Below are 15,707 nucleotides of genomic sequence, written 5' to 3'. Positions count from 1 at the left end.
GGGATCTAATGGGGATATGGATCAGCTTACTTATACTCGCTGTCTTTGGATTAGGTCTCAAGATTGCAAAGCTTCAGCATCAGGTAAATCAACGTTTAACAAAAGAAGAGTTAGAAGAAGCGCTTGCTCTTTTTTTACACGATATCAAGAAGGATAATGAAATTGTCATCGATGCATTTCATCAGCAGCTCAATCGAACGAACGAAAAGCAGTCTACTAGTGTTGATGTTAAAACCGATACGACCCGTTCTACTGAAAAACAACCTGAATTAAACCGTGATCAAGTAGTCGATCGGATTCGAACCTATCAACGCAATGGCCATCATGCTGCTGATATTGCCAAAACGTTAAAGATTGGAATACGAGAAGTCGAGCTTATTCAACATGTAAATAAGCAAAACCAAAATAATTAGCGCCGTCACCTTGCTTATCAACAGCAAATATGATACGATAATTGACGGTGTTAAATACACACGCAGAAGGATTTTGGCGAAGGTGCTCTTATCATAGATAAGTGTGTCGTCAAGAAATGAATGCTGCGGAGGATAAAAAAAACCATAAGGAGGTGTTTGGTGTGGCAGTTATCTCCATGAAACAATTACTAGAAGCTGGTGTTCACTTCGGTCATCAGACTCGTCGTTGGAACCCAAAAATGGATCGCTACATCTTCACAGAAAGAAACGGTATTTATATTATTGACCTTCAAAAAACGGTCAAGAAAGTCGAGAGTGCGTACAATTTTGTTCGTGATCTTGCAGCTGACGGAGGAAAAATTCTTTTCGTTGGTACAAAGAAACAAGCACAGGATTCAGTTCGTGACGAAGCGATTCGTTCTGGAATGTACTACATTAACCAACGTTGGTTAGGTGGAACATTAACAAACTTCGAAACGATTCAAAAGCGTATTACACGTCTAAAGAATCTTGAAAAAATGCAGGAAGACGGTACATTTGATGTTCTTCCTAAAAAAGAAGTTATCCTTCTTAAAAAAGAAATGGATCGTCTAGAGAAATTCTTAGGCGGTATTAAAGACATGAATAGCATTCCTGACGCTTTATTCGTTATTGACCCACGTAAAGAGCGTATTGCAATTGCGGAAGCACACAAGCTAAATATTCCAATCGTTGCGATTGTAGACACAAACTGCGATCCAGATGAAGTGGATTACGTGATTCCAGGTAATGATGACGCGATTCGCGCCGTTAAATTACTAACTGGAAAAATGGCTGATGCTGTAATCGAAGCAACTGCTGGTGAAGAAGAAGTAGTCTTAGAAGATACAAATTCTGAAGACGTTGAGGAAACGACGACAGCATAAATGTTGGACTCCAAAAAGGGTGGTGAAGGGAGATTAACCCTTTCCCGCCTTTTTTTTGTGAAAAAGATTTGTAAATAGGAGGAATTTAAATGGCAGTTACAGCGAGTATGGTAAAAGAACTTCGTGAAAAAACAGGCGCTGGCATGATGGATTGTAAGAAAGCGCTTGTTGAAGTTGATGGAGATATGGACAAAGCAATTGATTTTCTACGCGAAAAGGGTATTGCAAAAGCTGAGAAGAAAGCAGACCGTGTTGCAGCAGAGGGTCTTGCGTCAGTTGTAACAAGTGGAAACAAAGCGGTTATCGTTGAAGTGAACTCTGAGACAGATTTCGTTGCGAAAAACGAAAACTTCCAAGGTCTTGTTAAAGAATTGGCTGAGCACATTTTAGCTGAAAACCCAGCAACAGTTGAAGAGGCGTTAGAGCAAAACTTTAAAGGTGGAGACGATACCGTTCTCTCTCACATTAATTCTTCGATTGCAAAAATTGGTGAAAAACTTTCTCTACGCCGTTTCACGGTTGTTGAAAAAGAAGACAGTGATGTATTTGGCTCATACCTACACATGGGTGGCCGTATCGGAGTTCTTACGTTAATTGGTACTTCAAATGATGAAGAACTTGCGAAAGACATTGCGATGCACGTTGCTGCAATTAACCCAACCTATGTTTCTCGCGATGAAGTAACGGGTGATGTTGTTGATCGTGAGCGCGAAGTACTTAAGCAACAAGCGCTTAACGAAGGCAAACCTGAAAACATCGTTGAAAAAATGGTTGAAGGTCGCTTAAGCAAATTCTTTGAACAAGTATGTCTACTTGACCAGCCTTTCGTAAAAGATGGCGATCAAAAAGTTGGTAAGTATGTAAAAGGAAAAAATGCTACTGTGAAAGCATTCGTTCGTTACGAAGTAGGCGAAGGTATTGAAAAGCGTGAAGATAACTTTGCTGAAGAAGTTATGTCTCAAGTGAAAAAATAACAACCTAGTAAAGGGACACAACATTCGTTCGTGTCCCTTTTTTACAAGAACAGATAAGGAACAAAGCAAATTCGGAGGTCACAATGAACAAATACAATCGTGTCGTTTTAAAGCTTAGTGGAGAAGCATTAGCTGGAGAACAAGGGTATGGAATTGATCCGACAATCATTAAATCTATTGCTACGCAAATTAGAGAGATTGTTGAACTAGAAGTAGAGGTAGCCGTCGTTGTTGGTGCCGGTAATATTTGGCGCGGAATGGCTGGTAGTGCTCAAGGAATGGATCGTGCCACTGCAGATTATATGGGCATGCTGGCGACAGTTATGAATTCCCTTGCTCTTCAAGATAGCCTTGAATCGATTGGTGTTGAATCACGAGTGCAAACATCAATTGAAATGAGACAAGTGGCAGAGCCTTATATTCGTAGAAAAGCGATTCGTCATCTTGAGAAGAAGCGTGTTGTTATTTTTGCAGCTGGAACAGGGAACCCATACTTTTCAACTGATACTACTTCTGCGCTACGTGCGGCGGAAATCGAGGCAGAAGTCATCTTAATGGCGAAAAATAATGTAGATGGCGTTTATAATGCGGACCCTCGTACGAATGAGGATGCAACAAAATATGACACGATTACGTATATGGATGTTTTAAAAGAAGGGCTTCAAGTAATGGATTCAACTGCTTCATCCTTATGTATGGACAACGACATTCCACTTGTCGTATTCTCTATAATGGAAGAAGGCAACATTAAACGCGCCGTTTTAGGTGAAAAAATTGGTACAGTGGTCAGGGGGAAATAATTGTTATGTCAAAACAAATTCAAGATGATACTAAAGGAAGAATGGATAAAGCCATTGAGTCTTTAAATCGTGAACTAGCGAAACTTCGTGCTGGACGTGCAAATCCAGCTCTTTTAGACCGTGTTACAGTAGAGTATTATGGAGCAGAAACACCGTTAAATCAACTTGCTTCTATTACGGTACCGGAAGCGCGTTTACTTTTAATTACGCCTTTTGATAAATCAGCCATTAGTAATATTGAAAAAGCGATTATGAAGGCTGATCTTGGCTTGACACCATCAAGTGATGGACAAGTAATACGTATTATTATTCCAGCACTAACAGAAGAGCGTCGGAAAGAATTAAGTAAAATTGTGTCAAGAACAGCTGAAGATTCGAAAGTAGCTGTTCGTAATATTCGTCGTGATGCGAATGATGACTTGAAAAAGCTTCAAAAAGACGGCGAGATGACAGAGGACGAGCTACGTGGAGAGACGGACAACATTCAAAAGTTAACAGACTCTTATATTAGTAAGATTGATACACGTGCTAAAGAAAAAGAAGAGGAAATTATGGAAGTCTGATCAATTTACGTGTATGATAAAGAAAAGTAGGAGACCCTCTTTAATAGGGGGTTTTTTACACTTTTAAGCATCGTGAAGGGCGAACCGCTAGTGAGACGGAGGGCGAAGAATGCTCGAGAAATTTTCTAAATGGAAGCAAGCTTTTCATACAGAAGAGGAAAAGCAATATGATAGAAACCTTGATTTAAGTCGGATTCCAAAGCATGTCGCCATTATTATGGATGGCAATGGCAGATGGGCATCCAACCGAGGCCTCCCTCGCATTGCTGGTCATCGTGAAGGGATGAAAAATGTAAACAAAATTGTCCGAGCGGCAAATGCGTTACAGGTGGAAGCACTTACCCTTTATGCGTTTTCAACAGAGAATTGGATGCGCCCGAAAGCGGAGGTTGATTTTTTATTAAGTTTACCGGAACGCTACCTTAAAAGCGAACTCCCGACTCTTATTAAAGAAAATGTACAAGTCCGAATTATGGGAACGAAAGAAGAGTTGCCGGTTCATACAATTCGAGCTGTGGATGAAGCAATTGAAAAGACAAAGCATAATACCGGGTTAATTCTAAACTTTGCCCTTAATTATGGCAGTCGATTTGAGATGGCGGAAGCAATGAAACAAATTGCGTTTAAAGTAGAATCAGGTGAGCTTCGAGCAGAAGACATTAATGAAGATGTGATTGGTGCGCATTTAATGAGTTGTCAGCTAAAGGATCCAGACTTATTGATTCGCACGAGTGGTGAAATCAGATTAAGTAATTTTATGCTGTGGCAGCTTGCTTATAGTGAATTCTGGTTCACACCTGTACTTTGGCCCGATTTTAATGAGAATCATTTCCGTGAAGCCATTGCGACCTATCAAAATCGTGGTAGACGTTACGGAGGATTATAGGAAGGGCGACAGTAATGAAAACACGAATTGTAACAGGATTAGCGATTGGGGTTGTCATTTTAGCATTTGTTTTTCTAGGTGGCTGGTGGTTTTCCATTTTTGTAACCTTAATGGCAACGATCGCGATGATGGAATTACTTAAAATGAAAAAAATTCAAGCCTTATCGTTAAGAGGAATAGCCGGGCTTATATCAATGTGGCTGCTATTAATTCCAACGAACTGGTTTGATCAATTTATTCCGATAGAAAATACAAAAATAGAATTGTTTATTTTTCTCATCCTTATTTTGTTAATGCTGACGGTGTTAACAAAGAATAAACTAACCTTTGATGAGGTTGGATTTATGATACTATCAAGCGTTTATGTTGGGTTTGGTTTTCACTTCTTGATAGAGGCTCGAAATGTAACCGAAGTTGGTCTGTGGCTCGTTTTATTTGTCATTGTCTTAATTTGGACAACCGACTCTGGTGCCTATTTTGTTGGGAAAGCGATGGGAAAACATAAGCTTTGGCCAGAAATTAGTCCGAATAAGACGATTGAAGGCTCTCTCGGTGGGATTGTTTTAGCTGTTATCGTCGGAAGTTTGTTCTTTTTCCTTACGCCGGCATTTACTTCATACATAACCGCAGTCTTTATTATGCTTGCCACTGCCGTTTTTGGGCAAATTGGTGATTTAGTAGAGTCAGCGTTAAAACGCCATTATGCCGTGAAAGATTCAGGAAATGTATTACCTGGACATGGTGGTATATTGGATCGGTTTGATAGCTTAATCTTTGTCATGCCGCTCTTGCATCTTTTGCAATTAATATAAAAGATGAAGTAGTTCGCTTGCGAGATGGGGAGGAGAAACGATGAAAAAAATTAGTTTATTAGGCTCAACAGGTTCAATTGGTACACAGACATTAGATGTTATTCGGGAACATCCTCAAGCATTTTCCTTAGTAGCATTGTCCTGTGGTGTAAATATCGAGCTGGCTCGAAACCAAATTAAAGAATTTAAACCGAACCTCGTTTCGGTGGCAAAAGAAGAGGATGCTAAAACGCTTCAAAGGGAATTTGGCAAAGAAGTGGAATTCTATTATGGCGACTCTGGTTTAGTAGAAGTTGCAAAGTCGTCTGATGCCGATGTTGTGGTTACCGCTATTACAGGATCTGTCGGCTTGCTGCCAACGCTGGCTGCCATTGAAGCAGGCAAACCTGTTGCCATTGCAAACAAAGAAACCCTTGTAACAGCAGGGCATCTAGTAATGGAAGCAGCGAAAAAACAAGCTGTTCCACTTATTCCTGTCGATAGCGAGCACTCTGCTATTTTTCAAGCTTTAAATGGAGAACCTCATAAAGCAATTGATCGGTTAATTTTAACTGCATCAGGAGGAAGTTTCCGAGATAAAGCTCGACATGAGCTCCAAGATGTCACTGTGGAACAGGCTCTATCCCATCCAAACTGGTCAATGGGAGCAAAGATTACGATTGATTCTGCTACAATGATGAATAAAGGCTTGGAAGTGATTGAAGCAAATTGGTTATTTAACATGGACTATGACCATATTGATGTAGTAATCCATAAAGAGAGTATTATTCATTCAATGGTAGAGTTTCATGACCGGAGTGTGATCGCTCAATTAGGAACACCAGATATGCGTGTACCCATTCAGTATGCGTTGACGTACCCTGATCGTTATGCACGACCTGAAGGAGAGCGATTGAATCTTGCCGAAATCGGTAAACTTCATTTTAAGGATCTTGATTTTGAACGTTATCGCTGTATGAAATTTGCTTATGAAGCAGGCAAAAGTGGAGGCACTATGCCAACCGTTTTAAATGCAGCAAATGAAGTGGCAGTGGCTAAGTTTTTAAAAGGTGAACTTACATTTTTACAGATTGAAGACGTGATTGAACAAGCATTACATACACACACAAAGCAAGCAAATCCTTCACTTGAAGAAATTCTTGCTGTTGATCAAGCAGTTCGTGCACGTGTAATGAACAACTAACAGGAAGGCGGTATGGCTGTTGAATACGTTACTAGCTTTTATTGCCATATTCAGTGTGCTTGTATTTGTACACGAATGGGGTCATTTATTTTTTGCGAAGAGGGCAGGCATTCTTTGCTACGAATTTGCAATCGGAATGGGGCCGAAGCTGTTTGCTTTTGAAAGAAACGACACCATTTATACAGTGCGTCTACTACCGATTGGTGGCTACGTTCGCATGGCTGGTGAAGAGCCAGAGCAAACGGTTATTCGACCAGGTTATGAAGTTGGACTCGTATTTGATGACCAGCAGCGTGTAACCGAAATTATTGTCAACAATAAATCAAAGCACCCCGAAGCTCATGTTGTACAGGTTGAACGAATTGATCTTGTTCACGATCTTTATATTGAAACCATTGATGAGGATTCAGGTGAGCTTGTACGCTATCCCATTCACGAAAAAGCAATGATTGTCCAAGATGAAGTTGCGCAAATGAATGCACCATGGCATCGTCAGTTTGGTTCAAAATCATTAGGGGCTCGTGCAATGGCGATTTTCGCTGGACCGCTAATGAACTTTATTTTAGCGTATGTTATTTTGCTAGGATTGTTTTCCATTGCGGGCTTTTCGACAAATCAAATTGACCCAATAGAAGGATCGCCGGCAGAACAAGCAGGTTTGCAAGCTGGAGATTTAATCGTCGCTGTAGATGGCAATGCAACAGAACGTTGGCAAGATATGCAGCAAGCTATTGGTGAAAGACCAAACCAAGATGTGGCGATTACGTTTGAACGTGAAGGTGCACAGCAAGAAGTAACGCTGACAACTGGCTCAAACTATGTGTCAGAAATTGACGAAGAAATCGGTGTGATTGGCGTAGCTCCATTAAGAGAATCTGGATTCGTTGCAGCTGTTGGTGAATCGGCAACTACATTTGTGGATTTTGCCACATCTATTTTTAGTACATTAGGTTTGATTCTTACTGGTGAGTTTTCACTTGATTATATTTCTGGTCCTGTTGGGATTTATAATATAACGGATTCTGCTGTGGCGGCAGGAACGTACCAGGTATTCTTTTTTGCGGCACTGCTAAGTGTCAACCTTGGTGTAATTAATTTGTTCCCAATTCCTGCTTTGGACGGCGGACGATTAATGTTTCTGGCGTACGAAGCTATACGAGGTAAACCTGTCTCGCCAGAAAAAGAAGGTGCTATTCAATTTATTGGCTTTGCTTTAGTGATGTTATTGATGATCGTGGTGACGTGGAACGATATAAGCAAGCTATTCTCTTAAGTTAGATGAAGTGAGTAAAGGAAGTGACGCAATGAGACAGTCAACTTATTTAGTACCAACGATGCGTGATGTGCCCGCTGACGCTGAAGCGATAAGTCACCAACTTATGCTTCGGGCAGGAATGATGCGCCAACTTGCATCGGGAGTATATGCCTATCTTCCATTAGCGAAAAGAGCGATGACGAAGATTGAAGCGATTATTCGTGAAGAATTAGATGGAATTGGCGCGCAAGAATTAACATTGCCAGCTTTACACCCAGCTGAGCTCTGGCAAGAATCTGGTCGGTGGGAAGATATGGGCGATGAATTGATTCGTTTAAAAGATCGTCACAATCGTGATTTTGCCCTCGGTGCAACCCATGAGGAAGTGATTACAACCATTATTAAAGATGGCATTACGTCATATAAAAAGCTTCCATTAAATGTCTATCAAATCCAAACGAAATTCAGGGATGAGCGCCGTCCGCGCTTCGGTTTATTGCGTGGGCGTGAATTTATTATGAAAGACGCGTATTCGTTTCATGACACAGAAGAAAGTTTAAATGAAACCTATTGGGCTATGCACGAAGCGTATTCTCGCATTTTTTCACGTGTAGGGCTAACATTCCGCCCGGTTATTGCTGATTCTGGTACGATGGGTGGTAAGGACACCCATGAATTTATGGCACTCGCTTCGGTTGGTGAAGACACCATTGCTTATTCAGACGGCTCGGACTATGCAGCGAACCTTGAAATGGCTTCAAGCCTTGCACCAGAGCCGCCTCAAGCACAGGAATATGGCTTGCTTGAAAAGAAAGCGACTCCTGGAGCGAAAACGGTCAATGATGCGGCAGCTGTCTTAGGTATCGACCCTGATCATATTTTAAAAGCGTTAGTGGTATTCATCGATGGCAAAGGTTCGCTTTTACTGCTTCGCGGAAATGATGAGTTAAATGAAGTAAAAGCTCTTCATGAGCTAGGTGCTAAAGAACTGCGTATGGCAACAGAGGAAGAAGTTGTTGAGTTATTTGGGGCGACACCAGGCTCTATTGGCCCCATCAATGTGACCACTGTACCAATTTATGCAGATCACCGTATTCATGGAATGGAAACCATTGCTTGTGGTGCGAATGACACCGGCTACCATTATATCAATGTCGGACCGGGTAAAGATTATCAAGCCACAGCTTATAAAGATTTACGTACAGTAAAAGAAGGAGATCCATCTCCTGATGGACAAGGCACCCTTCAATTTGCAGAAGGCATTGAAGTAGGTCAAGTATTCAAACTTGGTCGCAAGTATTCTGAATCATTACAAGCGAAGTACCTTGACCAAAACGGCAAAGCGCAGACGTTTCTAATGGGCTGCTATGGAATTGGTGTTTCAAGAACCATTGCGGCAGTGATTGAACAGCATCACGATGAGAATGGTATCGTTTGGCCTACATCCATTGCGCCGTTTCTCGTTCACCTACTAGCCCTTAATGTGAAAAATGAAGAGCAGCAAGCATTAGCGGAAGCGATTTATGCAGACTTAAAACAGGCGGGAATCGATGTATTATTTGATGATCGTGGTGAGCGAGCTGGTGTGAAATTTAAAGATGCTGATCTGATTGGCCTTCCTATACGAATCGCAGTTGGTAAACGTGCAGGTGAAGGAATTGTTGAAGTAAAAGTAAGAAAAACAGGCGAACAGCTTGAGCTAACAAAAGAAGATCTAGTACAATGGGTAAAGGAATTTGCCAATTGACAGAAGTGGACTGGCCAATCGGTCAGTCCATTTCCTTGCACGGGGGAGTGATTTTTAGTGAACAATGAGATGGGATCAAGAGAAGAACGCCTTCGTTTATTACTCGAACAATTACAAGTCCCGACAGATGGACATACCTATTTCGAAAACGGCTATATAAAAAAATTGGCGATCACGCGAGAGACGAAATCGTGGCATTTTTATATTCATTTGCAAACGGTACTTCCAGCTGATTTAGCTCAACTGTTTAAATCGAAATTAGAAGTAACGTTTAAAGAAATTGCTAAAGCAACTTGTACATTTACGTACGATCATAACGAGATGACAGTAGACGCTTGGAACAACTACTGGCCAATCATTATGAGTGAGTTTTCGCTATTGTCACCACCTCTTGCATCTGCACTACAAAAGCAAACGCCAGATATGAGCAAAGGCACACTGGCACTTGTTGCACAAAATGATGCAGAGGGTCAAGCAATGAAGCGGAAGCTCGTTGAACCGTTCAAACAAATTTGTACTCGTTATGGTTTGCCGACGATTCCATTGCACATATCGGTAGAAGAATCAAAAGAAGCGTATGATGAATTTGTACGAAAGCGCCAAGAAGAAGATCATTCTAAAGTCGTGGAAGCAATGCTTGAGAAAAAACGTCAAGAGGAAGAGATGACGAAACAAGTTTCGGCTGCGAATTTATCAATGGGCTATCCAATTAAAGATGACCCTATTCCTCTTGAAGCGATTGTGGATGAAGAGCGAAGAATTACGGTTCAAGGATATGTGTTTGCTGCAGAGACCCGAGAGCTAAGAAGTGGTCGAACGCTGTTAACGTTTAAAATTACAGATTACACCGATTCGATATTAGTAAAAATGTTTTCACGTGATAAAGAAGATATTCCGATTTTACAAGCAGTGAAAAAAGGCATGTGGATGAAGGTCCGTGGAGGTATCCAAAACGATACATTCGTTCGCGATCTTGTGATGATTGCGAATGATTTTAATCAAATAACGCCTAAATCTCGTATTGATACAGCAGAAGAAAAGCGAGTCGAACTGCATACTCATTCAACGATGAGCCAAATGGATGGAATGGCATCGGTTGGTCAATATGTGGAACAAGCAGCGAAATGGGGACATAGTGCGGTAGCGATTACGGATCATGGTGTTGTACAAGCCTTTCCTGAAGCCTATAACGCTAGTAAAAAGCACGGAATAAAAGTTATTTTTGGAATGGAAGCCAATATTGTTGATGACGGCGTACCTATTGCCTACAATTCAGATCATCGTAAGCTATTGGATGAAGAATATGTTGTATTCGACGTAGAGACAACAGGTTTGTCTGCTGTATACAATACGGTTATTGAGCTGGCGGCAGTCAAAATTAAAAATGGAGAAATTGTTGATACATTTGAATCGTTTGCTGACCCTAAAGAGCCACTATCGTCAACGATCATTGACTTAACAGGGATAACTGATGACATGCTTCAAGGCGCTCCTGACCCGTTAGACGTACTTAAGCAATTCAAAGAATTTGCAGGAAACGGAACGATTGTTGCCCATAATGCGAGCTTTGATATCGGCTTCTTAAATGTGGGATATAAGAAGATGGGCTTTACAGAAGTGAAAAATCCAGTCATTGATACATTGGAACTGGGTCGTTTTCTTTACCCTGAATTAAAAAATCATCGGTTAAATACATTATGTAAGAAATTCGATATTGAATTAGTCAGCCATCACCGAGCTATATACGATACTCAAGCAACAGCCTATTTATTATGGAAAATGGTAAAAGATGCAGCGGAAAAAGAGATTATGTTTCATGATGAACTGAATAATCATATGGGGCAAGGCAATTTTCATCGACAGCGCCCTTTTCACGCAACCATTCATGTAACGTCTCAAGAAGGATTAAAAAATCTTTACCGACTTGTCACGATGTCTCACGTCAATTATTATTTCCGTACACCAAGAATTCCGCGTTCTGAATTAAGCAAGCATCGAGAAGGTTTGTTTATCGGATCAGCATGTGATAAAGGCGAAGTATTTGAAGGAATGATGCAGAAATCAGCCGACGAAGTTGAAAACATCGCACGATTCTATGATTTCCTAGAGATTCAACCACCGGGTAATTACCGCCACCTTATTGAACGAGAACTGATTAAAGATGAACAGGCTCTTCAAGAAATTATCGGTAAAATTATTTCGTTGGGAGAACAGCTCAACATACCTGTTGTAGCAACGGGCAACGTTCATTACGTTAATGAAAATGACGCAATCTATCGTAAAATTTTAATTGCTTCTCAAGGTGGAGCGAACCCATTAAATCGTCAAGCACTTCCACTTGTTCATTTCCGGACAACAGATGAAATGATGGCTGAGTTTGCATTTCTTGGAGAAGAAAAAGCTCACGACCTCGTTGTGACAAATTCGAATCGTATTGCAAACGAAGTTGGAGAGGTTCACCCTATTCCGGACGAATTATACGCACCAAAAATTGAAGGTGCAGATGATGAAATGCGCGAAATGAGCTATGGAAGAGCAAGAGCTATATACGGAAATCCGCTTCCTGAAATTGTTGAGGCACGACTAGAAAAAGAACTTAACAGTATTATTGGACACGGCTTCGCAGTTATTTATTTAATTTCACAGAAGCTTGTTAAAAAATCACTTGATGATGGCTATCTGGTAGGTTCCCGTGGTTCCGTTGGTTCTTCATTTGTCGCAACCATGACGGAAATTACTGAAGTCAACCCTCTACCGCCACACTATGTTTGCCCGAACTGCCAGCACTCGCATTTTTTCGATGATGGTTCTGTTGCGTCTGGGTATGATTTGCCAGATGCAAACTGTCCTGAATGCGGATCGGCTTATCAAAAAGATGGTCAAGATATCCCGTTTGAAACGTTTCTAGGCTTCAAAGGAGATAAAGTACCCGATATTGATTTGAACTTTTCTGGTGAGTATCAGCCGAGAGCCCATGCGTATACGAAAGACTTGTTTGGTGAGGAATATGTCTATCGAGCTGGAACAATCGGTACGGTTGCCGAAAAGACGGCGTACGGTTTTGTGAAAGGCTATCAAGGTGATCACGATTTGTTAATGAGAGGAGCAGAAATTGACCGGCTCGTTTCAGGTTGTACCGGTGTTAAACGAACGACTGGACAACATCCAGGCGGAATTATCGTTGTGCCGGATTATAAAGACATTCACGATTTTTCACCTATACAATATCCAGCAGACGACAAAAACTCAGAGTGGAAAACCACTCATTTTGATTTCCATTCAATTCACGACAATCTTCTGAAACTCGATATTCTTGGACACGATGATCCAACGGCAATTCGAATGCTTCAAGATTTAAGTGGTATTGATCCAAAGACGATTCCAACGGATGACCCAGACGTTATGAAAATATTTGCCTCTCCAGACATTTTAGGCGTAACAGAAGAGCAGATTATGTGTAAGACGGGAACTTTAGGCATTCCTGAATTTGGAACACGTTTCGTTCGTCAAATGCTCGAAGAAACAAAGCCGAGCACATTCTCTGAACTTCTGCAAATTTCTGGGTTATCCCACGGTACGGATGTATGGCTCGGTAACGCGAATGAATTGATTTATAATGGTACGTGTGAATTGAAAGACGTTATTGGGTGTCGTGATGATATTATGGTCTATTTAATATACAAAGGGCTAGAGTCGTCATTGGCATTTAAAATTATGGAATTTGTTCGTAAAGGAAAAGGACTTCAGCCTGAATGGGTTGAAGAAATGAAAAAGCATGACGTGCCAGATTGGTACATTGATTCCTGTACGAAAATAAAATATATGTTCCCTAAAGCCCATGCAGCGGCATACGTATTAATGGCCGTACGAATTGCATATTTCAAAGTGCATCATCCTATCCTTTATTATGCTACGTATTTTACGGTACGAGCAGATGATTTTGAGATGGACGTGATGATAAAAGGATCAAGTTCGATTCGTGCTAAAATCGATGAAATTAATGCAAAAGGCTTAGACGCTGCGCCAAAAGAGAAAGCTGTCCTAACAGTACTTGAACTTTCTCTTGAGATGTGTGAACGCGGCTTTGGTTTCCAAAAAGTCGATCTTTATAAATCGTCAGCAACCGAATTCATTGTGGATGGCGATACGTTACTTCCGCCGTTTAATTCATTAAACGGAGTTGGTACAAACGCGGCGCTTAATATTGTGAAAGCAAGAGAAAATGGTCACTTTTTGTCAAAAGAGGATCTACAGCAACGAGCGAAGTTGACAAAAACAGTTGTCGAGAATTTATCTGATCACGGATGTTTACACGATCTTCCTGAATCAAATCAGCTATCACTATTTTAAGAAAGAGAACAAGCCTTGCGCGAGGCTCTATCCTGTGATAAAATCGTTTATGGTAATAGTTAGCATACGGAATGATGAAAGAGTGGGGCAACCCACTCTTTTTGTTCGCAACTCGCTAGGCGCATGAAAAGTTGGATATGCCTGATGACGTATGCTGGTTATAGGCATACGTTTTTTTATTATGTGATAAAAGGAGGGACAGATGTTTGAGTAAAATTGTCTCTAGTAAAGTGGAACAATTGGTCCTTCCAATTGTAGACGACTTACAGCTTGAATTAGTAGAAGTAGAATACAAAAAAGAAGGGCCGAACTGGTTTTTACGCGTTTATATTGATTCAGATAAAGGCGTTGATCTAGATGACTGCGAAAAGGTCAGCGAAAAGCTTAGTGAACAGCTAGACGAAGCGGATCCTATTAAAGAAGCTTATTTTCTTGAAGTATCTTCACCAGGGGCAGAGCGTCCATTAAAGAAAAAAGCAGACGTGGAGAAAGCGGTTGGAAAAGGCGTTTACATCACAACATACGAACCTTTAAATGGCGAAAAAACGTTTGAAGGTACGCTGAAAGCTTTTGAAGATGATCAGCTTACAGTTGATACAAAAGTGAAAACACGTACTGTGACGTATACTATTCCATACGATAAAATTGCGAATATCCGTTTATCGATTCTGTTCTAGGTTAAGAAAACGAAGGAGGTGCTTTCCATGAATAGCGAATTTATGGAAGCTTTAACAACCCTTGAAGCTGACAAAGGGATAAAAAAGGAAGTCATCATAGAAGCGATTGAAGCAGCACTTATTTCTGGTTATAAACGGAATTTCGGGCAAGCACAAAACGTTCGCGTTGATGTGAACCGTACGAACGGAAGCATCCGCGTGTTTGCACGTAAAGTCGTTGTCGAAGAAGTGTTTGATAAAAGACTAGAAATTTCAGAGGAAGAAGCACAAGGGATTAATCAAAACTTTGAAGTAGACGACGTTGTCGAAATCGAAGTCACGCCGAAAGACTTTGGCCGAATTGCAGCCCAAACGGCAAAGCAAGTTGTAACGCAGCGTGTGCGTGAAGCAGAGCGTGGCATTATTTATTCAGACTTTATTGATCGTGAAGAAGACATTATGAATGGAATTGTGCAAAGGCAAGATCACCGCTTTATTTATGTTGATCTCGGTAAAGTAGAAGCACTATTACCATTAACAGAACAAATGCCAAACGAAGTATACCGCCATAATGATCGTATTAAGGCTTATATTACGAAAGTCGAAAAAACAACAAAAGGACCACAAATTTTAATTTCCCGTACTCATCCTGGTTTATTAAAGCGATTATTTGAACTAGAAGTACCGGAAATTTACGACGGAACCGTTGAAATTAAATCCGTATCACGAGAAGCTGGTGATCGTTCAAAGATTGCTGTTCATTCTGAAAACCCTGAAGTCGATTCTGTTGGTGCATGTGTTGGACAAAGAGGCCAACGTGTTCAAACCATTGTGGACGAACTTAAAGGTGAAAAAATTGATATTGTTGAATGGTCTGAAGATCCAGTTGTTTACATCGCAAACGCTCTAAGCCCAGCGAAAGTTATGCGTGTGAATGTAAACGAAGAGGAGAAAATGACTCAAGTCATCGTACCTGATTATCAGCTTTCTCTAGCAATCGGAAAACGTGGTCAAAATGCGCGTTTAGCAGCCAAATTAACCGGTTGGAAAATCGATATCAAAAACGAAACAGAAGCTAGAGAGTTAGGACTACTTGACGCTGAGGAAACCCTAGATGAAGATCTTCTTGAACAAGAGCTAGATTAATCGAATAAGGCGGGGGT

The 15,707-nt window shown here is 40.9% G+C and carries 13 protein-coding genes; all 13 read left to right on the top strand.

Annotated elements, in window-relative coordinates:
- Positions 1 to 8: 8 nt before the first annotated feature.
- A complete protein-coding gene (locus FPV17_RS12470) occupies positions 9 to 413 on the top strand; it encodes a DUF6115 domain-containing protein (protein ID WP_144559162.1) in 405 nt (134 codons plus the stop codon).
- Between the two features lie 161 nt (positions 414 to 574).
- On the top strand, positions 575 to 1,318 hold the full coding sequence (rpsB, locus tag FPV17_RS12465) for a 30S ribosomal protein S2 (RefSeq protein ID WP_035398923.1): 744 nt from the start codon (positions 575 to 577) through the stop codon (positions 1,316 to 1,318).
- A gap of 89 nt (positions 1,319 to 1,407) precedes the next feature.
- Positions 1,408 to 2,292 (top strand): translation elongation factor Ts, encoded by an 885-nt coding sequence (gene tsf / locus FPV17_RS12460; RefSeq protein WP_035398924.1) that lies wholly within the window; start codon positions 1,408 to 1,410, stop codon positions 2,290 to 2,292.
- 83 nt (positions 2,293 to 2,375) lie between these two features.
- Positions 2,376 to 3,092, top strand: a complete 717-nt coding sequence (gene pyrH, locus FPV17_RS12455) for a UMP kinase (RefSeq protein ID WP_038480687.1) — start codon at positions 2,376 to 2,378, stop codon at positions 3,090 to 3,092.
- 5 nt (positions 3,093 to 3,097) lie between these two features.
- Positions 3,098 to 3,655 (top strand): ribosome recycling factor, encoded by a 558-nt coding sequence (frr, locus tag FPV17_RS12450; RefSeq protein WP_035398926.1) that lies wholly within the window; start codon positions 3,098 to 3,100, stop codon positions 3,653 to 3,655.
- Between the two features lie 109 nt (positions 3,656 to 3,764).
- Entirely contained in the window at positions 3,765 to 4,541 is a 777-nt protein-coding gene (uppS, locus tag FPV17_RS12445; protein ID WP_035398928.1) for an undecaprenyl pyrophosphate synthase, read from the top strand.
- 14 nt (positions 4,542 to 4,555) lie between these two features.
- The gene (locus tag FPV17_RS12440; RefSeq protein ID WP_060704010.1) at positions 4,556 to 5,353 is read left to right on the top strand and encodes a phosphatidate cytidylyltransferase; all 798 of its coding nucleotides are present in this window, start codon (positions 4,556 to 4,558) and stop codon (positions 5,351 to 5,353) included.
- Between the two features lie 40 nt (positions 5,354 to 5,393).
- Positions 5,394 to 6,536, top strand: coding sequence for a 1-deoxy-D-xylulose-5-phosphate reductoisomerase (dxr, locus tag FPV17_RS12435; RefSeq protein ID WP_144559161.1), 1,143 nt, complete (start codon positions 5,394 to 5,396; stop codon positions 6,534 to 6,536).
- A 19-nt stretch (positions 6,537 to 6,555) separates the two neighbouring features.
- Positions 6,556 to 7,809: an RIP metalloprotease RseP gene (rseP, locus tag FPV17_RS12430; RefSeq protein WP_035398932.1), complete on the top strand. Its 1,254-nt coding sequence runs from the start codon at positions 6,556 to 6,558 to the stop codon at positions 7,807 to 7,809.
- Between the two features lie 31 nt (positions 7,810 to 7,840).
- Complete coding sequence (locus FPV17_RS12425) at positions 7,841 to 9,538, top strand: proline--tRNA ligase (RefSeq protein WP_144559160.1); 1,698 nt, start codon at positions 7,841 to 7,843, stop codon at positions 9,536 to 9,538.
- Positions 9,539 to 9,595: 57 nt separating this feature from the next.
- Positions 9,596 to 13,888, top strand: coding sequence for a PolC-type DNA polymerase III (locus FPV17_RS12420; RefSeq protein ID WP_437183294.1), 4,293 nt, complete (start codon positions 9,596 to 9,598; stop codon positions 13,886 to 13,888).
- Positions 13,889 to 14,094: 206 nt separating this feature from the next.
- Positions 14,095 to 14,565, top strand: a complete 471-nt coding sequence (gene rimP / locus FPV17_RS12415) for a ribosome maturation factor RimP (protein ID WP_035398484.1) — start codon at positions 14,095 to 14,097, stop codon at positions 14,563 to 14,565.
- 27 nt (positions 14,566 to 14,592) lie between these two features.
- Positions 14,593 to 15,690, top strand: coding sequence for a transcription termination factor NusA (nusA, locus tag FPV17_RS12410; protein WP_035398482.1), 1,098 nt, complete (start codon positions 14,593 to 14,595; stop codon positions 15,688 to 15,690).
- The last annotated feature ends 17 nt before the right edge of the window (positions 15,691 to 15,707 follow it).

This window comes from Shouchella miscanthi, assembly GCF_007725405.1.
GTDB lineage: Bacteria > Bacillota > Bacilli > Bacillales > Bacillaceae_D > Shouchella > Shouchella hunanensis.
This window is presented reverse-complemented; position numbering and strand designations above follow the sequence as displayed.

Coding starts and splice junctions, on each gene's coding strand:
- FPV17_RS12470 (WP_144559162.1), top strand. CDS start 9: ATGGGGATATGGATCAGCTTACTTATACTCGCTGTCTTTGGATTAGGT.
- tsf (WP_035398924.1), top strand. CDS start 1,408: ATGGCAGTTACAGCGAGTATGGTAAAAGAACTTCGTGAAAAAACAGGC.
- pyrH (WP_038480687.1), top strand. CDS start 2,376: ATGAACAAATACAATCGTGTCGTTTTAAAGCTTAGTGGAGAAGCATTA.
- frr (WP_035398926.1), top strand. CDS start 3,098: ATGTCAAAACAAATTCAAGATGATACTAAAGGAAGAATGGATAAAGCC.
- uppS (WP_035398928.1), top strand. CDS start 3,765: ATGCTCGAGAAATTTTCTAAATGGAAGCAAGCTTTTCATACAGAAGAG.
- FPV17_RS12440 (WP_060704010.1), top strand. CDS start 4,556: ATGAAAACACGAATTGTAACAGGATTAGCGATTGGGGTTGTCATTTTA.
- dxr (WP_144559161.1), top strand. CDS start 5,394: ATGAAAAAAATTAGTTTATTAGGCTCAACAGGTTCAATTGGTACACAG.
- FPV17_RS12425 (WP_144559160.1), top strand. CDS start 7,841: ATGAGACAGTCAACTTATTTAGTACCAACGATGCGTGATGTGCCCGCT.
- nusA (WP_035398482.1), top strand. CDS start 14,593: ATGAATAGCGAATTTATGGAAGCTTTAACAACCCTTGAAGCTGACAAA.